Genomic DNA, 25895 nt, shown 5'->3' with positions numbered 1-25895 from the left:
GTGTGATCCGGCAGGATCTCACGCATGGTCGAAGAGAAGCTCGACGTGCTCTCGCAGATGATGGCCGAGCACATGGCCATGCCGTTCCCGCCGGGCTTTCGTGGCCTGGACATCGAGGACCAGGACATGGTGATGCTTGATGCGGACGCCTACGGCTACGCCCTGGGCGTTCTCAAGGGCCCGCTCGACGAACAGCGCGGCAAAGGCTTGATCCGGCTGACGGCGGTGTTCGAGAAGGTTCTCCCGGCGATCGACGACGAGTACGCGACCAGGTACTACACGCACGTGCGTGATCTGGCTGCGCTGGCCGCCGAAATCCAGACTCTGCGCGAGAAGTAGCCCTCTGGCCAGGAAGGTTCGCCCGGCTCGTGGTCACGGCGGTGGGATGTGCGGTGACGTCCGATCCGACCGCCGGAAGCGCGGTGACCGAGCCTGTCCTTTCCCGGGTGCAGGCGAGGACGGTGGCCAGGGTGTCGGTGTTCGCCTGGTGTGGCCGTCGCGGACGGTCTGCCCGCCGATGACCAGCTCGCGGCAGGTTTCCCCGTTGCCGCCGCGTACGGTCCGGCTGCCGGGCACGGATTCGCGCATGCGCCCCCGAGCGCGCCGGCGAGTACGCCATCCTGTCCTCCATGGACGACGACGAGCCATTGGCCGAATGGGCACGGAGACGGGACGAGCGGAGGTCGCGCATGTGCGGCCGGCTGCGGGCCGTACCGCTCACCGAAGGGCCGCACCGTGGCTCGCATGTCGACCCGGGCGCACCCCGTGTCATCCAGGAGTGGGACGGGACCGAGTGGGTGACGGTAAGCATCACACCGGACCTGGCCGCCGCCAAGGCGGTCCTGTACCCGGCGCCACCGAGAGAGCAACGCCCGGCTGAGTGGGACCGCCCGGCGCTGGGCGAAGGAACCGGACGACACCGGCGAACTGCACCGGCCGAAGACCAAGACCGTTGATGTCAGGCATTCTCGTCACCCACCCCTGACCCCCGCGCCCACCCTGACCCCCGCGCCCACCCCTGACCCCCGCGCCCACGCCCGAGCCCCCGCGCCCGGGCCGGTCACGGTGTCACCATCACCTGCCAGGGCCTCTGCCGCGGCTGCTGGGCGCCGATCCGGCTGCCGGCCGCTTCTTCCGGATCACCTCGCCGACCAGATGAAGAGGGCGGCGAAGCGCAGTCCGACGAGCCAGAGAGTGGCGGTCTCGTCGTCCCGGGCGGGGCTCCCGGTGGCCAGGCGGCGCGCCGCTGCTTGAACTTGGGATTCACCCGGCCCCGGCGGTCCGTGTGCGCCCCTCCGGCCCACCCGGTATCGTCCATAACGCGCGATCCGCCCAAACCGCTACGAAGTTGCCCGGCTGGGCAGCCGTGGATGTCGGCAGAGGAACGGGATCACATGACCAAGCACGGCATCCATGCGGTGGCTGCCACGGCCGCCCTGGTCTTGGCGGCGTTCGACCCGATATCGAGCGGTGCCGCGTCACCACGCGGCCACACCGCCGGGCCCAGCCCGACCGCCCCGTCGCGGTTCGTTCCCGGTCCCTGCCCGAAGACGCCCGAGCCGATCGCCGCGTTGACCACCGCACGCTGCGGTTTCCTGGAAGTCCCCGAGAACCGCGCCCGCCCCGGCAGCCGGACGATCCGGCTGGCCGCAGCGGTCATTCCCGCCAGGTCGGCGAAGCCCGCCGAGGACCCGGTGGTGTTCATGGCGGGCGGCCCCGGCGGCGACACGTTCGACGACATACCCTTCCTGGTCGACTCCGGCCTGAACCGGGACCGCGCGCTGATCGTCATGGCCCAGCGCGGCAACCTCTACGACCGGCCGAACCTCGCCTGCCCGGAGCTGGACCGGTTCTCCGCGCAGTACGTGGGGCTCGGTCACGACGCGCCGCAGGCGGAACGGCTCATGCTGGACTCGGCGAAGAAGTGCCGGAACCGCCTGGCAGCCGACGGGACCGACCTGAGCGCCTACAACACCACCGAGAACGCCGCCGACTTCGCCGACCTGCGCAGGGCGCTGGGCATCCCCCAGTGGAACGTCTACGGCTACTCCTACGGCAGCGACCTGGCCCTCACCTACCTGCGCAAGCACCCCCAGGGGATTCGCGCGGTGGCGCTCGACTCGGTCACACCTCCGCAGACCGCAACCCTGCCGTGGACCTGGAGCAGCGCCCGGGAGGGCATCGAGAACCTCCTCAAGGCATGCGCAGCCGAGTCCCGCTGCAAGAGCCGCTACCCGCGCCTTCGTCAAACCCTCACCGAGCAGGTGCGCAGGCTGGAAGCACAGCCCTTGACGCTGAGCGCCCGGCCGCCAGGCGGAGGAGACCCGGTGAAGGTCGTCCTCGACGGGGGCGCAGTACTGAACCTGCTGGTCGCCAATGCCGTCAAGCCACCCGACGTGCCCGCGGCGATCGAGGAGCTCGCCCACGGACGTCCGGAGCGCTTCGCGCAGGCCCGTGCGGCCGACTCGGTCCAGGCCGTCGGCCGGACCGCCCACGGCCTGACCGAATCGGTGGCGTGCAGCGAGTGGGTGCCGGGCTCTACGCCGTCCGACGTGCTGAAGGCGGGGCGTCAAGCCTTCCCCGGCTGGCCGGACACGGTCCTGGCCCAGGCGCCGCAGCTTCCGTTCCAGCACCAGGTGTGCCGCATCTGGAACGTACGGGACCGCACCTCCGCCCAGCGGGTGGCCACCGTCAGCGCGGTGCCGACGCTCACCATCTCCGGGACGTTCGATACGAAGACAGGGGCGAGCTGGGCACGGGTCGCGGCCCGTACGCTGTCCCGCTCGACCTCCGTGCAGATCCCCGGAATCGGGCACTGGGTGGTCCCGCAATCGCCCTGCGCGCAACGGGTGCTGGCCTCGTTCCTCGCCCGTCCGACCGCACCCGACACCGGTTGCGTGGCGGGTCTCACCCCGAAACCGTTCACGATCATCCCGAAGTGACCGGGAGGTCAGATGGCACTCGACCACGCACCCCGCCGTCGCCGCACCATGTGCCGGCTCCACGCCACGCCGGCCGCGGTGGCGACCGGAATCCTCGTCACCGGCCTGCTCGCGACGCCCGCACACGCAGAACACGGCCCCGGCCCCGGCGCCTTCACCGGAGCAGTGATCGGCGCAGTCGCCCGGACGGTGGGCGACGCCCACTTCGAGCCGGGCCCCTGCCCGAGGACGCCGGAGCCGATCGACGTGCTCAAAGAGGCCCGCTGCGGAACGCTCACCGTGCCCGAGAACCGCGCCAAGCCCGACGGCCGGCAGATCACCCTCAGTGTCGCCATCGTGCCGGCGGTGGCCGACAAACCGAAACCGGACCCGATCGTGTGGCTCGCCGGCGGGCCCGGCGACGACGCCGTCGGGGAGGCGAAGATGGCGGTCGACGGCGGCCTGAACCGCGACCGCGACGTGATCTTCATGTCCCAGCGGGGCACGTACTCGGCCGACCCGGCGCTCACCTGCCCCAACATCGACGAGTTCAACGCACGCGCCGTCGGCCTCGTCTACGACGCGCCGTCCACCGAGCGCCTGCACGTCGAGGCGACACGCACCTGCCGCGAGCAGCTGGTGGCCCGCGGCGCCGACCTCAGCGCCTACAACGACACCGAGAGCGCCGCCGACTACGCCGACCTGCGCGTCGCGCTGGGCATCGACCAGTGGAACGTGTTCGGCATCTCCTACGGCACCCACCTGGCGCTCATCTACATGCGCCAACACCCCCAGGGAATCCGGTCGGTCGGCATCGACGGCATCCTGCCGCCGTCCAAGGCGGGGTCGGCGCTCACCTGGAGCAGCGCCCGGCAGGGCTTCGACGGCCTGTTCAAGGCATGCGCGGAGCAGCCCGCGTGCAACCGCCGCTATCCGAACCTGTCCTCCACCTTCGAACGCCTCGTCCGGGAACTCGAAGCCCACCCGGTCACCACCACCGTCACGGTCCCCGGCCACCCGGAGCCGGTGAAGGTCGTACTGGACGGCGGAGCCCTGGTGAACTGGATGACCTCCGCCACCCACGTGGCACCGGGCGTACCCCGTTCCCTCGACGAGCTGGCCCACGGCAAACCCCAGCGGATCGCCGAACAATGGGCCGGCGGCAAGCTCAGCCCCGAGGCTTTCGGCAGGGCGGCCCACGGGCTCGCCTACGGCATCTTCTGCAGTGAGTGGGTGCCGTACGAGAGCCGGGCCGAGGCGATCCGGGGCGGTCGGAACGTGTTCCCGTCGTTCCCCCGCTCGGTACTGGCCCAGGCCCCGCAGCTCACCTTCCTCCGTCCGGACTGCGACGTCTGGAACGTCCCCGCAGCGCCACCCTCGATCCGGGACGTCACACGGAGCGACATCCCCACCCTCGCCCTGTCCGGCGGCTTCGACTCCCAGACCGGGGCGGACAACGGCCCGTACGTCGCCCGCACGCTGAGCCGCGCCACGGTCGTCACGGTCCCCTACGAGCCCCACGTGGTGTTCGCCACCTCACGGTGCGCCCAAGAGATCACCGTCTCCTTCTTCGACAATCCGACCGCCCCGCAAACCGGATGCCTCACCGGCCTCAAGCCGCCCCAGTTCGAGATCGGCCCGTGAAGTAGCCGACCGGGGGCGCCCGCCACCACCTCGCCTCCGCCCTCAGCAGCTTCGGCGCTGCGGGAGGTTTCGCATCAACGCTTCCGTGAAGGCTGATGAGTGGCGAGCGATGTGTGCCGCGTCGGTGCGGTAGAGGGCGTCGTGTCCCGCGGCGATGTGCTCGGCGAACGCGGCGTTGCCGGCGTCGGCTTGCTCGTGCATGTGGCGGACCAGGTGTTCCAAGCGGTCCCGGGCAGTGTCGGCCAGCGCAGCCCGATCCTTGTGGTCAAGCTGATAGGCGTCCGCGAGAAGCCGGAGTCGACGGGCCTGTTCCTCGACGGGCAGCGTGAAGTCGCCGTTGCCCGGATCGGTCAGGGGCACGAACCGATAGGCGGCGTAGGCGAGGTCCCAGATACGAGGGCCGGGGTGGGCCGTATCGAAGTCGATGAACGCGACCGGCCTCTCGTCGCGGAAGACACAGTTGTAGGGAGCGACGTCACCGTGGCAGATCACCTCGGCCGGCTCGCGTCCGGGAAAATACCAACTGGCATCCTCCGCAGGAGTGAAGCTGACGGTGGCGTCGTGGTACCTGCGCAACATCACAGCCACGGCCTGCAAGGTTGCGTCTGATCGCACGTAGTCCGGCAGCGGATAACCGGCGACGCTGCCCGGGAGGAAATCGAGGATTCCCCGGCCCTCGGTATCGAAGCCGTGAGCTCGCGGGGCACCGGCGAACCCTGCAGACTGCAGGTGATCAAGCAGTGCGTGGACCGTTCGGGTCCACGGTCCCACAGGCCGACGAACAGTCGACCCGATCCGCACGACATGGTTGACACCACCTCCGGCCAGTACTTCTTCGTCCCTCTCTTCGTCCCTCCGCTGTGGCGCTGTCATGAAGACTCCTTCTGGTTCCAGCCGGGTTGACGGTCATGGTCGGCTCGGGCCGCGAGGTACTCAGCCCGGCCCGCCGGGGGCAGGTAACCCAGCGGATAGCGTGGCCCACCCGCTCGCCCTGTCCGCTACGGCGTGTTGGCGAAGGAGCGGCGGTAGGAACGGGGTGGCACTCCCCGGCGGCGCACGAACTGTTCGCGCAGGACGGCCGCGCTTCCGTATCCGACCCGGCGGGCGATCTCCTCGACCGGCAGGTCCGTGGTCTCCAGGAGTTCCTCGGCGCTGCTCAGTCGCAGGCCGCGGAGCCAGGCGTGCGGGGTGGTGCCGGTCGCGGCGGCGAAGCGGCGGGCGAAGGAGCGTTTGCTCATCACAGCGCGCCGGGCCAGTTCTGCGACGGGAAGTGGTTCGTGGAGGTGCTCGCGGGCCCAGGCGAGCACCTCGGCGAGACGCTGGTCCTGGCAGTCCTCGGGGACAGGGGCTGCCAGATATTGCGCTTGCCCGCCGTCGCGGTGGGCGGGCAGCACCATGTCCCGGGCGATGGCGTTGGCCATCGCGGCTCCGTACTCCCGCCTCAGCAGGTGCAGGCACAGATCGAAGCCGGCGGCGGCTCCCGCGCCCGTGGTGATCCGCCCTTCGTCGATGTAGAGGGCGTCGGGTTCGACGGTGACGGCCGGGTGGCGGCGGCCCAGCAGTTCGGCGAACCGCCAGTGGGTGGTGGCGCGTCGGCCGTCGAGCAGCCCGGCGGCGGCGAGCGCGAACGTGCCGACGCAGTGGGCGGCGACCAGCGAACCGCGTTCGTGTGCGGCTGACAGCGCGTCGAGTACGGCGGGCCCGGGCGGGGTGCGGAAACCGGCCCATGGCAGGGCAATGACCAGATCCGCGGCGGCCAGCCGGTCCAGGCCGTGCACGATGCCGAGCGGCACGCCGACGTCGGTGGGGACCGGCCCGGGCCGTTCGGTGCACAGGGCGAAGTCGAAGCCGGGCAGCCCCTCCCCGTGCGGGCCGAACACCTCGGTGACGATGCCGACGGCGAGCATGCCGACTCCGGGCGGGGCGTATGCGGCGACGGTCACGAAGGGAGGCACGTGAGCAGTGTGGCACGAGTGTGGCACGAATCCTGCGATCAGCGGCAGAAGTGCCACTCGTAGGCGGTCGCCCGGCCCGGAAGGATGGGGGTCATGACAGACGCACCGCTCGGCCGCAGCGCCGTGTACACGATCCTGACCACCGGCTACGTCGGCTCCACCGGCCCCGGAGTCGCCGCCACCGTCTCGTACATCTCCGACGCCGGCCGGCATGTGATCTTCGACCCGGGCATGGTGGCCGACCGCGACCACATCCTCGGCCCGCTCGCGGAGTTGGGGCTCGGCCCCGACGACATCACCGACGTGGTCCTCAGCCACCACCACCCGGACAACACCATGAACGTGGGCCTGTTCGGCCGGGCCCGGGTCCATGACCACAAGGTGGAGTACCTGGGCGACCAGTGGAAGAACCGGGACGCGGAGGGCTACGAACTCACACCGTCACTACGGCTGATCCGCACCCCCGGTCACAGCCCCGAGGACATCACGCTGCTGGCCGGCACGGACTCGGGTGTGGTGGCGTTCGCCGGCGACCTGTGGTGGCACTCGGACGGACCGGCGGACGACCCCGTAGCCCCGGACCGTGAGGTACTGCGTGCTTCCCGGCTTCGAGTGCTAACCGCCGCCGACCTGATCGTGCCCGGCCACGGCGGCCCGTTCAAGGCCGACGACTCTGCGCCGCGCTAGGTCTGTCCGGTGGATCCTGTGACGGTTCGAGGCGGGTCGTCGTCGGCTCAGCCGTGGAGCGGGAAGCCCCTTGCCGTTTGCCGTGCGCAGCCGAAAATCAGGCGACAGCCGGAGATCGGACGCCCTAACGTCCGCAGGCATGGCACCTTCACTTGAACGTCCCCCCTTGCAGGCCGACGAGCGCACCGCGCTCATTGGCTGGCTGGATCTGCAACGTCAGATCCTGAGATGGAAATGCGACGGCCTGAGCGAGGCGGACGCGCACCGCTCCGTCATCCCGACCTCGCCGACGATGACGATGGCCGGGCTCATCAGCCATATGCGGTGGGTCGAGCACACCTGGCTGGAGGTGCTGTTCCTGGGCGGCGACAAGACGCAGAACCCCTCCTTTGACGAGACGGACGAGGACGCCGACTGGCGCACCGACGGCATTGCGCTGAAGCAGCTGCTCGCGGAGTACGAGGCCCAGTGCACCCGGAGCAACGAGATTGTGGCCGCGGCCTCCCTGGACGATGTCGGCCGGCACCCCGACTACCGCTCCGGCAAGGCCAACCTCCGCTGGATGCTCCTCCATCTCGTCGAGGAGACCGGACGGCACGCGGGGCACGCGGACATCGTGAGGGAGCTGCTCGACGGGGCGAAGGGGTACTACTGAGGGCTGTGTGCGGCCCCCGGTGGGCGGCCTGGACACACTCACCCGCCGCCTGGACGGCAGGCGCCTGTGCCGTACCTACGGCAGGCTCGTGGTCTGCGTGGTCTGCGTGGTCTGCGTGGTCTGCGTGGTCTGCGTGGTCTGCGTGGTCTGCGTGGTCTGCGTGGTGTCGGCAGGCGGCCCCCGCTCACGGCCCGCTCCTGCTCCTGCTCCCGCTCCTGCTCCGCGAACGTGTCGTCGGCGACGTGAGGCTCCGGCTCTGACCCCGGTCGCGGGAGCGCCACGATGGCGGTGCTGTTCGTGCTGCTCGCGCGCCCCGTGCGGAGGCCGGTCGTTGATCGGCCGTTGATCGAGCGGTGAATCCCTCTGCCTACGGTCCGGGCACCACCAACCGCACCCGTAGATGGATGGAGCATCCGTTGCGCAGACATGCCGTCACCATGACGCTCGCCGCAGCGAGTCTGGCCGCCGCTCTCCCCACCGTCCAGGCGTACGCCGCCACCCCGGCCACCGGTCCCGCCGTGTCCACGCCGGGCACGGCGGACGGCGGCGTCCACGCCCGGGCCACGGCCACCGACGCCCAGCAGCGTGCCTTCTGGACCGAGCAGGAAAAGAAGGGAACCCTCCGCGAGTTCAAGGGGCAGCTGAAGGACTGGAAGCCGAAGGCCGAGCAGCCGAAGGCGAAGGAGCCGGGAGCCGGGCGGACCGTGAAAGCACCCGCCACCGCGCCCCGGCAGAAGGGGAAGAGCCGGCTCGCGGCCGGCTCCCAGGGCGAGAACTGGCTGCGTGCCAGCACCGGCCGCATCCGGATCGCCTGGCCCGACGAGAAGAACCCCGCCACCTGGTGGGTCAGCTCGTGCACCGGCAATGTGATCAACAGTGACAGCAAGGACACCATCGCCACCGCGCGGCATTGCATACCCCACGACGACCAGGGCCGGATCAACCCCAAGGCGACGTTCGAGTTCACCCCGGGCTACTCCAAGGACGCCGACGGCACCGAGCACGCCCCGAACGGGAAGTGGACCTTCCGCTCCGTCGGCGTCGTCGGTGACTTCACCAACGCCCCGCAGACCTCCGACACCGCGTTCCTGACGCTCAACGCCCAGGACGGCACCCACGTCCAGGACAAGGTCGGTGCCTCCGGCTTCCAATTCGGCCTCTCCACCCTGCCGAACCGGGTGGTGATCGCGGGGATACCCGCCAAGTCCGACCAGTTCCACACCTGTGTGAGGGAGCCCTACTGGGGTCCGGACAACCCGCCCCAGATCCTGGGCAAGGGCGGCCCCTGCTCCGGCGACAGCGACCTCTCCGGCGGTGCGAGCGGCGGCCCGCTGGTCAACGGAGACACCCTCGACAGCGGCCCCGTACAGATCGGCAACTTCTCCGGCAGCCTCGGGGAGGACGCGGCCGCCGCCGTCTGGCGCGACGCGGCCTACACCGTTTTCCGCTCCCTGCAGGGACAGGGACAGGGCCCGGCCCACGACATGGTCACGACCCTCACCAACGCGAACAACAAGCTGGCCGACCTCTACGCGTACCGCAAGGAGAGCGGCTCCCCGGTCTACGGCTACCACAACACCGGTGGCCAGAACCAGCAGTGGCACCTGTGGGACAGGGGCGACGGCTACTTCCTCATCGAGAGCCGCTACACCGAGCAGCAGGGCCTCAGCGGCTCCGACGCCCGCGTCCTCGACTACAACTTCTCCAACGGCACCGCCTGGTCGCACCAGGTGAACGGCAACGGCGGCTCCGACAACCAGCTCTGGCGGTTCCGCGACACCCCCGGCCGCCCCGGCTGGTACACGGTCCGCAGCAAGCGGGGCGACCAGTGCCTGGGTGCCCCCGACGGCGAGGGCTCGCTGACGGTCGCCTCCTGCGGCGGCACGGACGGCCTCGACTCCCAGCAGTGGAAGCTCGACAAGGTCACCACCACACCGGCCCCTGCCGTCCCCGTCACCCTGCAGATGGTCAACGCCGGCGGCTACGACCCGAACGCCCTGCGCTCCTGGTTCGACAGGAGCAGAGGTCTCCTCCAGGACCAGTACGGGAAGATCAAGCAGTTCATGACCGGCGGCGCGTACGAGGTGAAGCCCGGCATCAACGTCGTCTTCGACGCCGGGCACCCCAGCTTCAGCAGCCCCGGCGTCGCGGCCGTCTTCGACCCGAACCCGAAGCCCCAGTACAACAACGAGAAGTCGATCATCCTCCGCCCCGACTACGTGACGAAGAACCCGGGCGACACCGGATCGCTCATCCATGAACTCACCCACCAGGTGCAGGACGCCGCCAACGGGGGGTGGCTGAACGAGGGCCAGGCGGACTACTACCGCAAGTACGTCTTCAACGTGAAGGAGAAGCCGGGCGTCGACCGGGTCCGCGGCACCGACTACAACCGCGGCTACGACTCCACCGCCTTCCTGCTCAACTACATCGCCCACAAGCACCCCGCGGGCGAGGGCATCATCCAGAAGATCAACAACGAGGTGCGCCGGCAGGGCTTCGGCGCCGACGGCGACCGTGTGCTGACCACGATCACGGGCAAGGGCGGCCGGCAGTGGTGGACCGAGATGTGGAACGACATCCAGGCCAACCCGACCCGGTGGACCAACCCCGGCTTCCATGACTGAGGCTGAGCAGGGCTTCGTCGGCTGATTCCGGAAGAGAAGGGTCGGGGGGCCGGCCGCAGGCGACGAGGGTCGCGTGGCGGACGGCCCCCTGGGCTTCGACGGATGCGACCGGCCCCTCAGGGCCGCTGGACGCCGTCGGACTGCGCCCACGCGGCCAGTGCCGCTCGCCCACGGTGAGCCGGCGCACTGCTCGGTGGCCGCCGCTTGAGCCCACGCCTGAACCCCTGCCGTCTGTTTTCGCTCGGCGGCTGGAATGACCTGCGTTGCTTATTCGTTGTTCGAATGTGCGGCCAACTACCGTTGGCCGGAGCCGTTCACTGCCAAGGGCCCGTGCCCTACGCGGCGCACGTCCCGGCCTGTTCAGGAGGGCTTTCCCGTGATCGTAGTAACCGGCGCGACCGGCAACATCGGACGCAGCCTTACCCGTCAGCTCCTTGCGGAGGGCGCCTCGGTACGTGCCCTGAGCCGCAACCCCGAGAGTGCCGGACTGCCGGCCGAGGCCGAGGTCGTCCAAGCCGACCTCACCGGCTCCGGGTCCTTCGACCGTGCCCTCAGAGGCGCCGAAGCGCTCTACCTCAACCTCGCGGCGGGCGGTGGCGGGGCGGTCGGCCAGGTCATTGACGCCGCGGTCGAAGCAGGTGTGCGTCGTATCGTTCTCAACTCCTCGTTGTCGGTGACCGGCACGCCCGCCGACGACGAGAACTTCATCGCGCGCATGCACGTGGCAGCCGAACAGGCGGTTCGTGCCAGCGGCCTGGAGTGGACCTTCGTTCGCGGCGGGATGTACGCCACCAACGCACTCGACTGGGCCGAGGGGATCAGGGCCGCCGGTGTCGTCCGCGGCCCGTACCCGGAGGCGGCCGCCGCGCCCGTCCACGAGGACGACCTGGCGGCCGTGGCCACCCGTGCCCTGCTGGACGGCAGCGGTGACCTCGTCGGCAAGGCCCCCTACGTCACCGGTCCGCAGGCGGTGACCTTGGCCGGGCAGGTGGCCGCGATCGGGCGTGCCATCGGCCGCGAGGTCCGTTTCGAGAGGGTCTCCCCGGAGACGGCCGCCGAAGAGCTGGTCGCCCGGGGCTTGCCGAAGGAAGCCGCCTTCCAACTCATCGGCTACTTCGGTTCCTCGGTCGGTACCGATCCGCTGATCACCGACGAGGTCCAGCGCATCACCGGGCGTCCGGCCCGCACCTTCGAGGAGTGGGCGCGCGACCACGCCCACGACTTCCGCTGACGCCCGCCCCGGGGAGTACCGGGCGGCGGGAGTGCGACGGCCGGCTCCGACTCGTCGGCGGAGCCGGATCACCACGGTGATCGACAGGGTGCCCTGGAGGTCGTGGAGGGGAGCCCCGGATGCGATGTGGTTAGCATGTCGGGATGAGCGACGACACATCTGATGACGCCACCTACAGTCAGCCATCGACCTCGCGGTCCGACGGACCCACGTCACCGGATACGCTCAGGCGTGCGACCCGGTGGGAGACGCTCGCCATTCTCGTCGTGCTGCTCATCCTCGCCTTCGTCTTCGCCTAGCGCCCTCCGTCGGTCGTGTGCGGAGCCGGATGACGACCGCTGCGACGGTGACGGCACCGAGGTGGGCGCAGCCACGCTTTGAGGGCGAGCCGCACGGGCTGGAGAACCCGTTCCAGCGGGCGGACGACTTCCGCAACGCCGTCTCCTACCTAACCACCCGCGACGATGTCGCCCCGGAGCGCATCGGGTGCTCGGTATCTGCTCCTCCGGCGGGTACGCGCCCTTCGCGACGATGGTCGCGGTGGCCGGCCGCCGACGCAGCGAGGAGGCGGCCGGCGAGCCGCCCACTCTGGTCGGTGTGCTGCCGGAGCCGGACGAGATCGACGCCTCCACCCGCCTTGGCGCTGTAAAGCGTGCAGGCGACCCGGCCTGCGATCTCGCCGCCCCTTGGATACTGCTGCCGGACGGCGCCGCCGACCGCTTCTACGACGCCTACCGGCCCGCCCCGGACGCCGCGACCCTGCGCCGTGCCCGCGGCTGGGCGGTGCTGCGCGCCCTCAGTGGCATTCTCATCGGGGAGGCGGGTGCCCACGGCCGCCCCGGCGGCAAGCCCACCTGGGGTCCACCCGCCCACGCCGCACTGCGACGCCTCATCGGCCGCCCGCCGCTGATGCCCCCCGAATGTGCCGGGGTCGGGCGCAGGGCCCTTTCACCCATGGAACCGGTCCACGGCGGAGGCGGTGGTCGGCACACTCCTGCTTTCCGGGCGCCCCGGGCGGGGCATGGCCGTACGTCCCGCCGCCCGCCGCCGCGGTTCCGGGTCAGCGGGTCTGCTGCCCGGTCTGGGCCAGGGTGCTGCAGTTCGTTTTGTAGCGGGCCACGACGTAGCCGTCGATCTCACCGCCCCAGTCGACGCACTTGCCCTTGGCGTCCAGGTAGACCGGCCCCGCGTACGAGGTGAAGCGGCCGTATTCCTCCTGCTTCGACTTCAGTTCCTGGTTGCGCTGGAGCCAGGAGCCCACCCACAGCGGCGAGCCGGCCGAGCTGTTCCGCTTGGTGACCACGCAGTTCTTGCCGGTGGCCGCGTTGTAGGTCAGGAAGACCGTCCCGCGGTCCGGGATCGGGATCTCGTTGACCTTTGTGTATCCGGTGCCGCACTCCTTGTTGTACGTGGCGGCGGCGCGGTCCGGAGCGGCGACGGCCGTCCCGGTGCCTGCCACCAGCCCGGTGACAGTGGTGGCAGCGGCGAGCAGCGCAGCTCCCGCAACACGGGTACCTACAGCACGCTTCACTGATCTCCTCCGTGGATGAGTCGTATGGTGCCGGTCGAGGACGTACGCGGGGACGGCTGTCTCCGTGCCTCGACAGACACTCCACACCCCAAAGAGGTTGTACGCACCTTCATCCGCACAATTCAGAACCGGCCACCCCACCCCACCCCGCCCCGCCCGCTCGTCACACGAACGCGCTGTGCCCGGTGACGGCCTTGCCGACGATGAGGGTGTTCATCTCACGGGAGCCTTCGAACGAGTAGACGGCCTCGGCGTCCGCAAAGAACTTGGCGATCTCGTAGTCGAGGACGATGCCGTTTCCGCCGAAGAGTTCACGGGCCCAGGCGACGCATTCGCGCATACGGGCGGTGGTGAACGCCTTGGCGAGCGCGGATCGTTCGGCGCTTCCCCGGCCGGCGGCGACCAGCTGGCTGAGACGGACGACCATGCCGAACATCGCGGTGATGTTGCCGAGCATCTTCACCAGGTGGTCCTGGATCAGCTGGAAGGAGCCGATGGGCCTGCCGAACTGCACGCGTGTGACGGCGTACTCACGGGCCAGCTCGTAGGCGCGCACCGCGATCCCCAGCGCCTGCCAGGCCACTCCGCCCCGCGTGTGCGCCAGGACAGCGGCCGTGTCGCGGAAGCTGCCGATGCCCTGCAGGCGATTCGCCTCGGGGACCCTCACCCCGTCGAGGAGGATGTCGGCGTTCTGCACGGTCCGCAGCGCGATCTTGCCCTCGATCTTCGTGGCGGTGAAGCCAGGGGTGCCCTTCTCCACCACGAAGCCCTTGACGTCGCCGTCGGCGACGTCCCGCGCCCAGACCACGACGAGATCGGCGAAGGTGCCGTTGCCGATCCACCGCTTGGCGCCGTCGAGGACCCAGCCGTCTCCCTCGCGCCGGGCGGTCGTGTGCATGCCGCCCGCGACGTCGGAGCCGCCCTCGGGTTCGGTCAGGGCGAATGCGCCGATCTTGTTCATCGCAGCCATGTCCGGCAGCCAGCGCTCGCGCTGCTCCGGGCTTCCGCCGCCGTGGATGCTGCCCATCGCCAGACCGGTGTGAACCCCGCAGAACACCGCCAGCGACGGGTCGATGCGGTTGAGTTCCATGGTGAGGAAGCCGGAGAACAGCTCGCTGCGCGGGCGGCCGTCGCCGAATTCGGGGTAGGTGTATCCGGCCAGCCGGAGCTCGGCCATCTTGCCGATCACCGCGAAGGGGAATTCCGCGCGGTCCCAGGCGTCCTGGGTCAGTGGCTTGATCTCGCTTTCCAGGTAATCGCGAATGGTGGCCAGTTCGGCCCGTTCGGCGTCGCTGAGGAGATCGGCGAAGCCGAAGAAATCAGGGGTGGCGTTGGCGGGCTTGGGCATCGATGACTCCTTCGTGAAAGATTCAGCCGTGGTCGGCGCGGCGCAGCGCGGCGGTCAGGGCGAGCCGTTTGCGGTCGCGGAGCAGGGCGCGTTCCCGGTACGCCCCGGGACCGTGTCCGTACGCGGCCTCGGTCTGACGGACGATCGTGGCGACGGCGTCGTCGTCCAGCTCCGGGCGGCCCAGGCGCAGCCAGCCCTCGGCGAGGCCGGGGCCCAGGTGCCGCATCATGTGGCGGATGCCGCCGGGGCCGCCGCCGAGGTGGAAACTCTCGAAGGGGCCGACGGCCGCGTAGCGGCCGCCCAGCGACGCCTTCATCACGGTGTCGAGCTCCCCGGCGTCCACCACCCCGCTGACAACGAGGTGGATCGCCTCCTGGAGCACCGCGCTCTGCAGGCGGTTCGCCGCGAATCCGGGGATCTCCTTGCGCAGCCGCACGGGTGTCTTGCCCAGGGCCCGGTAGAAGGCGACGGCCGCCTCGACGACGTCCTCCGCGGTGCGCTCGCCCGGCACGATCTCCACGAGCGGCACGAGGTGCGGCGGGTTGAAGGGATGTGCGACCAGCAGCCGCGCGGCGACCCCGTCCGGCAGTCGGGCAGCGATCCGGGAAGCGACGATCCCGGAGCTGGAGGTGGCCAGCACCGCGTCGGCCGGGGCGTGCCGGGCGATGTCGGCGAACAGCCGCTGCTTGAACTCCAGGTTCTCCGGGCCGTTCTCCTGGACGAGCCGCGCTCCGGCCACGGCCTCGGCCAGGTCGTGAGTGGCGCGGATTCGGCTGCGCAGTTCGGCCGCATCGCCGCCGGTCAGTCCGACGGCGAGCATCGGCAGTGCGTCGACGACGGCTTCGTCCAGGTCCTCGCGCGGATCGGTGACGGTCACCTCGATTCCGTGCGAGGCGAACAGTGCGGCCCACGCGAGGCCGATGGTGCCGGCGCCGACGACGGTGACGGTCTTCCATTCGAGAGTCATGACGCGTCCTCTTCGGTCAGGTAGTCGTGGACGGGGACGGCCTTGTCCAGCGTGAGATCCGTGACGATGTGGCTGGCCGAGACGATCTCGCGCACCGGCAGGTCCGCCAGCGGCGCCAGCACGTGCTCGAAGAGCTGCAGCCGCGCGGGGCCGGTGAAGGCTTCCTTGACCACGAGATCCGTGATCCGCGTGCGGACCAGCTCGCAGACGCGCGGGGTGCCGTCGTAGCCGGGCACGACCTTGAGCATGTACGTGGGCACGGCGATCTGCTCGCGGGCGAGCTCCGGGTCGAGCGGCCGGTGCTTGTAGCCCATCGTCGCGGTGGCCACCCGCACGCTGCCGTAGTCCAGCGTCCCGACCAGCGCGGAGTGGTCGGCGAACAGGGCCGGCGCGCCCATCGCCTTCGGATAGGCACTCACCTCGCGACCCGCGACGGTGGCGGCGAAACTGTCCAGGTACATCGCGTGCAGGTACTCGCCGCGCTCCTCCCCGAACCGCACCGGGATCGCCTGCCCGGCTTCGACGTACGGGCCGTAGCCCGTGACGTCCGTCATCTTCATCACCTCGAACCGCACCAGCGGCTCGCCGACCCGCAGCGGCTCGGGCACCACGGCCCGCAGCGCCTCGGGGTCGGTGCGGTAGACGATGGTGAGGTACTCGCGATCGGTGAAACGGGCCGCGACGGGGGCATACGCGGGCGCCGTGACCGGGGTGTTCAGGGTCCCCAGGATGCGTGCGCGGTTCATCGTCCGCTCCACTGCGGGGCGCGCCTCTCCGTGAAGGCACGCACCCCCTCGGCAAAGTCGGCCGAGCGCAGCAGCGCTCCGACCTCGGCGGCCTGTGCGGCGAACGCCTCCGGCTCCGGCACGCCGTCGGCCAGCCGGACGGTCCTCTTCACCGCGGCCAGGGCCAGCGGTGCGTTGGCCGCGATCTCCTCGGCGAGCTCCAGCGCGGCCGGCAGTGCCCCGCCGTCCGGGGTGAGGCGGTTGACGACGCCCAGCTCGCCGGCGCGGCCGGCGGTGACCGTACGGCCGGTCAGCAGCAGCTCCATCGCCAGGTGGTGGGGGACGCGCCGGGGGAGCCGTACGACTCCGCCACCACCGGCGATCAGCCCGCGCCTGACCTCGGGGAGGGCGAAGCGGGCACCCTCGGCGGCGACCACCAGGTCGCAGGACAGGGCCAGTTCGAAGCCCCCGCCCAGGGCGTGGCCCTCGACGGCCGCGATCAGCGGCTTCGTCGTCGGGGCCTCGACGAGTCCGGCGAAGCCCTTGCCGGGCACGGTCACCTGCTCGCCGCGGGCGGCGGCCTTGAGGTCCATGCCCGCGCAGAAGGTGCCGTCCGCGCCGGTGAGGACGCCCACCCGCAGCCCGGGGTCGGACTCCAGCCGGTCGACGGCGGCGGCGATGCCCAGGGCCACCTCGGCGTTCACGGCGTTGCGGGCCCGGGCCCGGTCGATGGTGACGACGAGGGTGCCGCCGACGATCTCGGTGCGGATGCCGCTCATCGCCCCGCCTCACCGCGGTCGAGCTCGGCGAGCACTTCCTCCGTGTGCTGGCCGGGCAGCGGCGCGTGCCGGCGCACCGAGGCAGGCGTGGCGGAGAACGTCAGCGGTATGCCGACCACCCGGTACGCGCCCTCACTGGGGTGCTCGGCGACGTCCAGCAGATGCCCCTCGCACACGTACGGGTCCTCGGGAGCCTCGTCGAGCCGCAGCACGGGACCGACGGGGATGCTGTGCTCGGTACACACCTCCGTCCACTCCTCCGTGGTCAGCTGCGGCGTCACCGTCTCCAGCAGCTCGGCAAGGGCCTCGCCGTCCCGCTGCGCGTCGATGGATTCACCGTTCACGCGCGGATCGTCCGCCAGGTCGGGACGGTCCGCGGCGGCGAACAGGTCGCGGAAGTTCTGCGGGCTGTACGGGATGATCATGGCCAGGCCGTCCTTGGTCGGACGGGCCCGGTGCCCCTTGTTCATGGACAGCGGGAAACCGGTCGGGCCCATCGGCGGCTCGAAGGTGCGGCCCTGCAGGTGCTCGACCAGGTTGAACGCCAGCAGCGTGTCCACCATGGGCACCTCCACCCGCTGCCCCCGGCCGGTGGCCCGCTGATGGACGAGGGCGGCCAGCGCCGCGTAGACGATCGTCAGCGCGGCGACCTTGTCGGCGATGATGCTCGGCAGCACCACCGGCGCCCCCACGTCGCCCGCGCGCTGCGCCAGATCCAGCAGCCCGGAGGCGGCCTGCACCGTCTCGTCGTACGCAGCCAGCCGGGCCCGGTCGGAGTCGGGGCGGAACCCCTGGGCGTGGACGTGGACGAGGCGGGGGTGGGCCGCGGCGAGGCTGTCGTAATCCATGCGGAGCCGGCGCAGGGCGTCGATGCGCATGTTGGTGATCAGGATGTCGGCGGTGCCGATCAGCTCCAGCGCCCTGGCGCGTTCGCTGTTGTCCTTGAGGTTGAGCGTGATGCTGCGCTTGTTGCGGTTGACGTTGAGATTCAGCGGCGTCATGCCGGGCGTGCGGTGCAGCGTGCCGACGCGAACGGTGTCGTTCGGCGATTCGATCTTGATGACGTCGGCGCCGAGGTCGCCGAGGATCTGCGCGGCGTAGGGCCCCATCACGACGGTGGCCATGTCGATGACGCGCACCCCGGCGAGCGGGCCGGCAGACGAGTCTGTTCCTGTTGCGGGTTCTGTGGATTCTGCGGGTTCTGTGGGGTCTGTGGGCTCTGCGGATTCCATCAACTCGGCACTCCACTAAGGAAACGGGACGGGGGAGGGGGAATCCCTCACCCTTTCGAGGCGTTCCCGTGTCCTGGAAAAACGCTAGTCCGGTGACGTGTCGAAACCCAAGCGATCAGTGACACCAAAGCGCGAAAAACGGCGTGACCGCAGTGGTCACGCCGTTGCCTGGACGGGGCTTTCAGGAGGGCCCGGTGAACACGGCCCCTGCCTCCGCCACCAGTCCGTGCAGGTCGCCGTCCGGTTCGGCCCGGTCCTTGCGCCAGATCAACCCGGTGGCCAGGGCGGGGGAGAAGTCCCGGAAAGGCAGGACGACACTCGCACTCTTTCCGCTGTCGCCGCTCTTCGCGCTGAGCAGAGTGATTCCGAATACCGAGCCGTTCGCCACGATCTCGCGGACGCTCGCATAATCCCCGATGTTGAGGGTGATTTCCTTTCGGATACCTGCGGCTTTCAGGCGTACCCGTAGCTGATCGAAATACGTCGGGAGTGTCCCGGGAGCCGACGCCACGTAGGTGTGGTTGGTGAGCTCGCTCAGCGACACCGAGCTCCGCGAGCCGAATTCCGCAGCCTGCAGCAGCGCGCCCAGCGGCTCGCGCAGCAGTTCCAGCACCTCGATCCCCTCGGCGTGCACCGGCAGGTGCACCAGCGCCATGGCCAGGTCGCCGCGCTGTACCGCGTTCACGAGGTTCGCGCTGTTGCCGGGCCAGCGCTTGACATCGAACCCCTCGGCGCAGCGCTCCTCGACCCGCTCCAATCGCTCCCGCAGGTGTGGGTGCAGGGCCGGCACCACCCCCACGTACACCGTCTGCCGCTCGGGACCCAGGGCCCGGCGCAACTGCCAGGGGATGTCGTCGAACCGGCCGAGGACGTCCTTCGCGACGGGCAGCAGCGCCGTGCCGGCGCTGGTCAGGGCCACGTGGTGCGAATCCCGGTCGAACAGCCGCTGGCCGAGCTCGCGTTCCAGGTCTCTTATTCGCTGACTCAACGGCGATGTGGCCATGTGCAGTTGACGCGCGGCCCGGGAGAAGCTGAGGTTCTCGGCGACCGCCACGAAGTAGCGCAGATGGAAGATATCCATCGCCGTACCCTAAAACGTGTTCTGCCCGGGCCGTGCCGCAGCGTGCCGGGCGCCCGCGTCGCGTCAGGGCTTGTTCAGGTAGGCGAGGACGGCGCGGACGCGGCGGTTGGTGTTGTCGTCGTCGGTGATGCCGAGCTTGCCGAACAGGGAGGTGGTGTACTTGCTGATGGCGCTCTCACTGAGGAAGAGGCGGCGGCCGATGGCCTGGTTGGACAGTCCCTCGGCCATGAGGGCCAGCACGGACTGCTCGCGGTCGGTGAGCCGCCCGAGTTCCCGGTCCGGTGCGGTGCCGGCCAGGAGCTTGGCGATGACGGCCGGGTCCATGGCAGTCCCGCCGCCCGCGACGCGTTCCAGGGCGGCGATGAACTGGTCGGCGTCGAACACGCTCTCCTTGAGGAGGTAGCCGACGCCGCCGGAGCCGTCGGCCAGGAGCTCGCGGGCGTAGAGCTGCTCGACGTGCTGGGAGAGGATGAGGACCGGCAGTCCCGGCATCTCGCTGCGGGCCGCAAGAGCCGCCCGCAGGCCCTCGTCCGACTGGCTCGGTGGCATGCGGACGTCGATGACGGACACGTCCGGGCGCCAGGTCCGCAGTGCGTCGAGCGTTTCGGGCCCGGTGGCGGCGGTCGCCACCACCTGGTGCCCGTATGCCTCGATCAGGCGGACCATCCCGTCGCGCAGGAGGTAGAGGTCTTCGGCTATGACGATTCGCATGGCACCGCCATCCTCACACACGTCGGGCCACCCGGCGGGCTGGCGATCTCCAGCGTGCCGTCGAAGACCGCCAGTCGGCGACGCAGCCCGTCGAGCCCACCACCGGGTCTGCCGTCGGCGCCGCCCTGGCCGTCGTCTTCGACCTCGATGACGACGCCGGTGTCGTCCCGGACGAAGGAGACGCGCGCCCTGGCCGCGCGGGCGTGCTTGGCCGTGTTGGTCAGCAGCTCGGCGACGCCGAAGTAGAGGGCGGACTCGATCGGCGGGTCCAGGCGCAGCCGGACGTCGGCGCTGACGGTCACGTCGAGGGGTATGTCCAGGGCGAGAGCGCGGACGGCGTCGACGAGCCCTCGTTCGTTCAGCACGGGCGGGCTGATTCCCCGGACCAGCTCGCGCAGCTCCGCCAGCGAGGCGGCGGCGCCGGAACGTGCGTCCCGCAGCAGCGCCCTGGCCTGTTCGGGATCGGTCTCCATCAGCTTCTCCGCGGTCGCCAGGGAGAGCCCGAGCATGACCAGGCGGGCCTGCGCCCCGTCGTGCAGATTCCGCTCGATCCGGCGGAACTCGGCGGCCTGCGCGACCGTCGTGTCCGCGTGCTGGGCGGTCAGCTCATCCACCCGGTCCGCCAGTGCCATCACGGAGGACGGGCGCAGGAATCGGACGGCCACCGGCTCGACGGGCCGCCAGGCGTACGGGGCGGCGGCGACGGCCACGACCAGGCCGAGCACTCCGACGAGCCGCGCAACGGGTTCCGACTGGCCGAGCCCGAGGGCCGCCGCGCCCACCCCGGCCAGCGGGAGGGCTGCGACCGCGCCCGCGGTGAACGGTGCGATCAGGATGAACCGCAGGTCACGCCAGACAGCGGGGTCGGTCCACCAGAGCCGCCACTTCTGGTCCATCAGGGCGTCGCGGCGGGTGCGTTCGTAGCTGAAGCCGTTCCACCAGTAGCCGGTTGACATCTGCGTCACCGGCCCGGCCTGCCGGTATCCGGCGGGGACTTCGGTGGCCGTCCACCGTGCGACGAGCAGGCGGACGATCCTGCACACCGGACGGGACAGGGTGAGCGTGCCCGCGCACACCAGCACCAGCGGCGCCACCCAGGACCACGGGTTTCCCGCCCCCCACCAGATCCCCAGTGCCACGGCGGCGACCCATACGGCCGGGATCAGCATGCTGATGACCGCCACGGCGCACGCCCGCACGAACCCCACGCCGACGCACGCCGGCCACGCATCCGACTGTCTCAATGTCTCTTCCTTCGCTTTCCGTTCGATGCCTCCACTGTGCACCGCGCGGAAGCCGCTTCCTGCCCGGCCGACGGGGGAGTGGGGCTGGACCCACCCCGCTGTGCGTCCAGACGCATACCGGGGCGGCCGAGCGCTTCGTAGCGTCGTGGGCATGGAAACCAACACACACCCCACGACTCACACCCCCCGCACCCTGCGAGCCTTCGACACGGCACGCAACAGCATCAAGGTGTACGGCGCGCTCGGCGTCGTCGCCCTCGGGGCGGTCGCCGTGCTGGCGGGCAGCGGTCACAAGGTGAACACGTTCATGTGGGTCCGGGCAGTCCTGCTGCCCGTGGTCGCCGTACTGATCTACCGGATGGTCGTTTCCGCTTCCCGGGGATCTCGGCGGGCCTTCCAGCGCGTTGACACCCTTGTTGTCATCATGCCGATTGCGATCATCGGCGTCGACCTGATCCCGGGCGTCTGCCCTCCGTGGTACGCCGTGATGCAGACCCTCTGCATGCTGCCCGTCGTCCGCGTCGCCTTCCTCACCCGCGGCTCCGCACTGCGCGTCGCCTTCCCCAAGGGGCGCTGACTTCAGAATCCCCATGCGGCCCCAGGCCGGAAGCCGTCGTGCGGGCGTGCGGGCGTGCGGGCCTCACATGAACACCACGGTGGCCAGACCGAGGTAGATGCCACCGGTCAGGCAGGACAGAAGGCGGTCGCGGCGCGGGGTCCCGCGGAGTCGGCTGGCAAGTGCGGCGCCGACGAACGCGTAGCAGAGGTCAAGGGCCAGGCCGATGGCCAGGAAGACCACGCCGAGTACGAGCATCCGGGTCCGGGCGTCCCCGGGAGACAGGCCGATGGGCAGGAATTGCGGGAAGAAGGCCAGGAAGAAGAGGACGACCTTGGGGTTGAGCAGGTTGACGAGGACGGCATCGCGATAGAACCGGAGCAGTCGGCGTCGAACGGGACGGCCGACGGCGCCGACGGCTTCGGCACCGCCGACGGCTTCGGTGGCGCCGATCGCGGAGGGCCGGCGGCGGAGCAGCGCACGTACGCCCAGGCAGGCGAGGTAGCCGGCGCCTGCGCAGCGCAGGAAGGCGAAGAGGAGCGGGTGGTCCGCGACGAGCGTCGCCAGTCCGCAGACGGCGGCGATGACGTGGAGGAGCGTGCCGGTCTCCACGCCGAGGGCCGAGACGATGCCGGCCCTCCGTCCGTTCTGCACGCTGCACGTGATGATGTAGATCAGGTTGGGTCCGGGCACAGCCACCAGGACCAGCGACGCGAGAACGAAGGCGGCGAGCGAGGTCATCCGCGTTCCAGTGCCGTGGGCAGCAGACCGAGGGGCGGGGCACCGAGGTCGAACAGGGCGCTGTGGAAACGACGGAGCGAGAAGGCGCTGCCCCAGCGTGCCGTGGCCTGCTCGCGCAGGTCGAGGATGGCGAACTTGCCCCAGGTGTAACGGCCGTAGGTGGGGTCGAACAGCCCGCGCTCGGCCTCGTGCAGGGCCGCGGGACCGGCCAGCGAGACGTCCTCGGTGAACCGCGCCGCCGCGTCCGACAGGGTCATGGCTCCGGTGTGGAGCCCGATGGCGCAGGCGAAGCGGGTGACTCTGCGCAGTGCGTCCTGGGCGACCGCGACGGCCACGCGTGGGTCGCCGTCGCGGAAGCCCTGCTCCAGCGCCAACTCCTCGCAGTAGTGGGCCCACCCCTCGATGAAGGCGTCGGAGTGGAGCGTGCGGCGGACATCGGTCGCCGCCCGGCGCAGCGCCCTGCCGTGGCTGGCGTGCCCGGGTGCGACCTCGTGGATGGCCATGTTGGGCATCAGGGTCCGGTTGAAGCCGGTCGACAACCACTGGGCGTTCGCCGCCCTTGTCCATGTGGGGTCCGGGAGGGTGATGCGGAAGCTGCTGGCCGCGTCGGCCTCGTGGGGCGCGCACGCGAAGAGGCCGGCCAGCGCCCGGCGCTGGGAGTCGGGCATCGGCAGGACGTCCACCTCGACGTCGTGATGGGGCACCAGATCGTGCCGGGCGGTCCATGCGATCGCCTCGTCGACGAGAGCAGTGAACTCGTCCAGCAGGCTTTCGGCGTCGGGATGATCGGCCTGCAGGGCCCGTACGGTGTCGGCGGGCGCGGCATCGGGGTCGACGCGGCGGAGCGACTCGTCGAGCAGCGCACGCAGGCGGTCCCGTTCCGCATCCACCCGGGCGGACATCGCGGAGAGGTCCACGGTGCAGGCTTCGGCCGCGCCGAGGAGCCGGGCGAGAGCGGGGCCGCCGAGTGCCGCTGACGGCGGCCCTTCGGCGGCGGCCCGCTCCAGGTGGGCGATGAGCCGGGCGTATGCCCGGCCGGCGGCAGCGTGGACGGGGCCGCCCCGGGGGTCGAGAAAGGCGGCCAGGCCGCGGGCGAGCGGCAGCGTGGCGTCGGCCAGCGCCGCGGGGACGCGGTCCAGTGCCTCGACCGCCGCGTCCACCGCGTCCGGCCACTGGCGCAACTGGGCCGACCGGGCGGCGTCCCGCTCGGGCTGGGGCGCGTAGGGGCGGTCGTAGCCGGTCAGGTCCAGATTCTCGATGTGCCACAGGGGGTTGCTCCGGTGCAGTTCGAGCTCGCCGAAGCGGACCCGGAGGGCTTCCTCCGCAGCCGCCGCGTGCGCTTCGTCGTGCGGATCCGGAAAGGGCTTGGTGCCGGCGGGGCCGCCGAGGGCGGCGAGACCGCGTCGCACTCCGTCCGGAGACAGGTCCTGGACGGTTCCGTCGTACTCGTGCCTTCCCGCGCCGTCTCTCGCCGCGAAGACGGAAAGGTCGCAGATGGCTGCCAGCCGGGGGTCAAGGGGTGAGGCGGATGTCATGACGTTAGCCTTTCGTCACGGCGGCGCGTACTCCCGTGCCAATGGAGGGGAAAGTGGACCGGAACCGTCAGACGCCCGAGCCGGAAGAGCTGATCGACCTGCTGGGCGACTGGAGTTCGGGCGAGGGGCCGCTGTACCGGCGGCTCACCGATGCGTTCGTCCGAGCCGTACGGTCCGGGGACCTGCACACCGGCGACCGCCTCCCGTCCGAGCGGCGGCTCGCCGACGCGCTCTCGGTCAGTCGGGCGACGGTCGTCGCCGCCTACGACGCACTGCGCGGGTCGGGCCTGGTCGAGACCCGTCGGGGCAGCGGCACACGGGTGTCGGGAGGAGCCGTCGTCCACCGGGTTCCGGCGGACGGACGCGTGCGCGGCGGCCAGGCCACCGCGGTGATCCAGCGGCTGGTGGCACAGCCGCCGGACCTCATCTCGCTGGGGCAGGCGGCCGAGGCCGGCGGTCCGGACCTGGCCCGGGCGCTGCTCCACCTGGTCCGCGAGGACCTGCCCGGGCTGCTCCGTGACGTGGGCTACCACCCGGCCGGGCTCCCCGCGCTACGAGCGGCGATCGCCGCCCACCACACCGCACACGGCCTGCCGACCGTGCCTGACCAGGTGGTGGTGACCACCGGTGCCACGCAGGCCGTCGCCCTGAGCGCCCAGCTGTACCTCGGGCGCGGGTCCACCACGATCGTGGAATCCCCCGGGTGGCCGGGTTGCCTGGACGTCCTCAGAGCGGCCGGCTCACGGCTGGTCGGCGTCGAACTCGACTCCGACGGGGTCCGGATCGACCGGCTCGCCACCGCGCTCGCCGAACACCGGCCCGCGCTGCTCTACCTCATGCCGACCCACCACAACCCCACCGGCACCCTGATGTCCGCCGGACGCCGCCGCCGGGTGGCCGAGCTCGCCGCCGAACACGGCGTCACCGTCCTTGAGGACAGCGCCCACGCGGCGGCCCTCGCCCCCGGGCAGGCGCCGCCGCCGATCGCCGCGAACCCTGCCGGAGCAACCGTGCTGACGGTGGGTTCGTTGACCAAGGCGGTGTGGGGCGGTCTGCGGATCGGCTGGATCCGCGCGCCGCAGGACACCGTGGCGCGCCTGGCCCGGCTCAAGGCGCTCCACGACCTCGGCAGCCCGCTTCTCGACCAGGCCCTCGCCGCCCGGCTTCTTCCCGCGCTCCCGGCCCTCGCGCCCGAACGGGCCCGCATCCTTCGCGAGCAACTCGCCACCATGACCCGACTGCTGGCCGAGCAGCTTCCGGACTGGCGCTGGCAGGCACCGCAGGGAGGCTCCGTCCTGTGGGTCCAGCTGCCCCCGGGCACGGACGCGCGGGTCTACGCGCAGGTGGCCCTGCGCCACGGCGCGGAGGTCATCCCGGGCGCCACGATGGATGCGACCGGCGCCCACGACAACTACATCCGCCTCCCCTACTCCTTCGCCCCAGAGACCGCGGCAGCACTGGTCAGCCGCCTCTCGGCGGCCTGGACCGCACTGTCCCGGAGCGGCGGCCGCTGAGGGCGGCGCTCAGCCGGGTCCAGATCGGCCCGCCACTGCGGGGCGCGCTCTGTCTCGAACTCGGCGACGGGCCGGGCGCCGAAGAGGTGCTGGGCGGGCGTACGCGGCGGCGGTCGACAGCAGGGACATGCCGATCGTGGCGACGGCAGCGGCGGCCCGCCTGCGCGACGTCCACGACCGCACCGATCGCAGGTCTGCACGCCAAGTACGG

At 70.9% G+C, this 25895-nt stretch carries 24 protein-coding genes and 1 pseudogene; 12 read left to right on the top strand and 13 right to left on the bottom strand.

Annotated elements, in window-relative coordinates:
- Positions 1-24 precede the first annotated feature (24 nt).
- From IE182_RS05395 to IE182_RS05385, 4 genes are all read left to right on the top strand, one after another.
- Entirely contained in the window at positions 25-339 is a 315-nt protein-coding gene (locus IE182_RS05395) for a hypothetical protein (RefSeq protein WP_190108471.1), read from the top strand.
- Positions 340-629: 290 nt separating this feature from the next.
- Positions 630-956 (top strand): DUF6087 family protein, encoded by a 327-nt coding sequence (locus IE182_RS31855; RefSeq protein ID WP_229844591.1) that lies wholly within the window; start codon positions 630-632, stop codon positions 954-956.
- A gap of 438 nt (positions 957-1394) precedes the next feature.
- A complete protein-coding gene (locus tag IE182_RS05390; RefSeq protein ID WP_190108470.1) occupies positions 1395-2942 on the top strand; it encodes an alpha/beta fold hydrolase in 1548 nt (515 codons plus the stop codon).
- A 12-nt stretch (positions 2943-2954) separates the two neighbouring features.
- Complete coding sequence (locus tag IE182_RS05385; RefSeq protein ID WP_190108469.1) at positions 2955-4565, top strand: alpha/beta fold hydrolase; 1611 nt, start codon at positions 2955-2957, stop codon at positions 4563-4565.
- A 42-nt stretch (positions 4566-4607) separates the two neighbouring features.
- Here IE182_RS05385 and IE182_RS05380 read toward each other — a convergent pair whose 3' ends face one another.
- Together IE182_RS05380 and IE182_RS05375 are read right to left on the bottom strand one after the other, a co-directional pair.
- Entirely contained in the window at positions 4608-5438 is an 831-nt protein-coding gene (locus tag IE182_RS05380) for a phosphotransferase (RefSeq protein ID WP_190108468.1), read from the bottom strand.
- 125 nt (positions 5439-5563) lie between these two features.
- Complete coding sequence (locus IE182_RS05375) at positions 5564-6472, bottom strand: GlxA family transcriptional regulator (protein ID WP_190108758.1); 909 nt, start codon at positions 6470-6472, stop codon at positions 5564-5566.
- A gap of 141 nt (positions 6473-6613) precedes the next feature.
- Here IE182_RS05375 and IE182_RS05370 point away from each other — a divergent pair, with 141 nt between their 5' ends.
- The 6 genes and pseudogenes from IE182_RS05370 to IE182_RS31845 all read left to right on the top strand — a co-directional run.
- A complete protein-coding gene (locus tag IE182_RS05370) occupies positions 6614-7207 on the top strand; it encodes an MBL fold metallo-hydrolase (RefSeq protein WP_190108467.1) in 594 nt (197 codons plus the stop codon).
- A 139-nt stretch (positions 7208-7346) separates the two neighbouring features.
- Positions 7347-7862 carry a DinB family protein gene (locus IE182_RS05365; protein WP_190108466.1) on the top strand — a complete coding sequence of 172 codons (516 nt, stop codon included), beginning with the start codon at positions 7347-7349 and terminating at the stop codon, positions 7860-7862.
- Between the two features lie 416 nt (positions 7863-8278).
- Positions 8279-10489, top strand: coding sequence for a basic secretory protein-like protein (locus IE182_RS05360; RefSeq protein WP_190108465.1), 2211 nt, complete (start codon positions 8279-8281; stop codon positions 10487-10489).
- Between the two features lie 376 nt (positions 10490-10865).
- Positions 10866-11720 carry an NAD(P)H-binding protein gene (locus tag IE182_RS05355; protein ID WP_190108464.1) on the top strand — a complete coding sequence of 285 codons (855 nt, stop codon included), beginning with the start codon at positions 10866-10868 and terminating at the stop codon, positions 11718-11720.
- A 143-nt stretch (positions 11721-11863) separates the two neighbouring features.
- Positions 11864-12019: a hypothetical protein gene (locus IE182_RS05350; protein ID WP_190108463.1), complete on the top strand. Its 156-nt coding sequence runs from the start codon at positions 11864-11866 to the stop codon at positions 12017-12019.
- Between the two features lie 355 nt (positions 12020-12374).
- Positions 12375-12614: pseudogene (locus IE182_RS31845) on the top strand (phosphotransferase); the annotation flags it as partial.
- 166 nt (positions 12615-12780) lie between these two features.
- On the opposite strand, the gene IE182_RS05345 reads toward IE182_RS31845, so the two are convergent.
- The 9 genes from IE182_RS05345 to IE182_RS05305 form a co-directional block, all read right to left on the bottom strand.
- Positions 12781-13251 (bottom strand): spore-associated protein A, encoded by a 471-nt coding sequence (locus tag IE182_RS05345; protein ID WP_190108462.1) that lies wholly within the window; start codon positions 13249-13251, stop codon positions 12781-12783.
- Between the two features lie 163 nt (positions 13252-13414).
- Positions 13415-14599 carry an acyl-CoA dehydrogenase family protein gene (locus tag IE182_RS05340; protein ID WP_190108461.1) on the bottom strand — a complete coding sequence of 395 codons (1185 nt, stop codon included), beginning with the start codon at positions 14597-14599 and terminating at the stop codon, positions 13415-13417.
- Positions 14600-14621: 22 nt separating this feature from the next.
- Positions 14622-15566, bottom strand: a complete 945-nt coding sequence (locus IE182_RS05335; RefSeq protein WP_190108460.1) for a 3-hydroxyacyl-CoA dehydrogenase NAD-binding domain-containing protein — start codon at positions 15564-15566, stop codon at positions 14622-14624.
- Positions 15563-16312 carry an acetoacetate decarboxylase gene (locus IE182_RS05330; RefSeq protein WP_190108459.1) on the bottom strand — a complete coding sequence of 250 codons (750 nt, stop codon included), beginning with the start codon at positions 16310-16312 and terminating at the stop codon, positions 15563-15565. Before IE182_RS05330 ends, IE182_RS05335 begins: the two co-directional genes overlap by 4 nt.
- Positions 16309-17070 (bottom strand): crotonase/enoyl-CoA hydratase family protein, encoded by a 762-nt coding sequence (locus tag IE182_RS05325; RefSeq protein ID WP_190108458.1) that lies wholly within the window; start codon positions 17068-17070, stop codon positions 16309-16311. The genes IE182_RS05330 and IE182_RS05325 overlap by 4 nt, the downstream gene beginning before the upstream one ends.
- On the bottom strand, positions 17067-18209 hold the full coding sequence (locus IE182_RS05320) for a CaiB/BaiF CoA transferase family protein (RefSeq protein WP_268249606.1): 1143 nt from the start codon (positions 18207-18209) through the stop codon (positions 17067-17069). The genes IE182_RS05325 and IE182_RS05320 overlap by 4 nt, the downstream gene beginning before the upstream one ends.
- Before the next feature lie 274 nt (positions 18210-18483).
- Entirely contained in the window at positions 18484-19383 is a 900-nt protein-coding gene (locus tag IE182_RS05315) for a LysR family transcriptional regulator (protein WP_190108456.1), read from the bottom strand.
- A gap of 63 nt (positions 19384-19446) precedes the next feature.
- Positions 19447-20094, bottom strand: coding sequence for a response regulator transcription factor (locus IE182_RS05310; RefSeq protein WP_190108455.1), 648 nt, complete (start codon positions 20092-20094; stop codon positions 19447-19449).
- Complete coding sequence (locus IE182_RS05305) at positions 20079-21338, bottom strand: sensor histidine kinase (RefSeq protein WP_229844590.1); 1260 nt, start codon at positions 21336-21338, stop codon at positions 20079-20081. The genes IE182_RS05310 and IE182_RS05305 overlap by 16 nt, the downstream gene beginning before the upstream one ends.
- Before the next feature lie 151 nt (positions 21339-21489).
- On the opposite strand from IE182_RS05305, the gene IE182_RS05300 reads away from it, so the two are divergent.
- Entirely contained in the window at positions 21490-21915 is a 426-nt protein-coding gene (locus IE182_RS05300; protein ID WP_190108454.1) for a hypothetical protein, read from the top strand.
- A gap of 63 nt (positions 21916-21978) precedes the next feature.
- On the opposite strand, the gene IE182_RS05295 is transcribed toward IE182_RS05300, so the two are convergent.
- Together IE182_RS05295 and IE182_RS05290 are read right to left on the bottom strand one after the other, a co-directional pair.
- The gene (locus IE182_RS05295) at positions 21979-22635 is read right to left on the bottom strand and encodes a LysE family translocator (RefSeq protein WP_190108453.1); all 657 of its coding nucleotides are present in this window, start codon (positions 22633-22635) and stop codon (positions 21979-21981) included.
- Positions 22632-24170, bottom strand: a complete 1539-nt coding sequence (locus tag IE182_RS05290) for a DUF885 family protein (RefSeq protein ID WP_190108452.1) — start codon at positions 24168-24170, stop codon at positions 22632-22634. The genes IE182_RS05295 and IE182_RS05290 overlap by 4 nt, the downstream gene beginning before the upstream one ends.
- A 53-nt stretch (positions 24171-24223) precedes the next feature.
- Between IE182_RS05290 and IE182_RS05285 the strand changes: the two genes are divergently transcribed.
- On the top strand, positions 24224-25684 hold the full coding sequence (locus tag IE182_RS05285) for an aminotransferase-like domain-containing protein (protein ID WP_229844589.1): 1461 nt from the start codon (positions 24224-24226) through the stop codon (positions 25682-25684).
- The last annotated feature ends 211 nt before the right edge of the window (positions 25685-25895 follow it).

The organism is Streptomyces cinnamoneus, from assembly GCF_014650495.1.
In the GTDB taxonomy this organism is placed as follows: Bacteria; Actinomycetota; Actinomycetes; order Streptomycetales; family Streptomycetaceae; genus Streptomyces; species Streptomyces cinnamoneus.
Note: the sequence above shows the minus strand (reverse complement) of the source record. Positions and strands in the feature narration are given on the sequence as shown.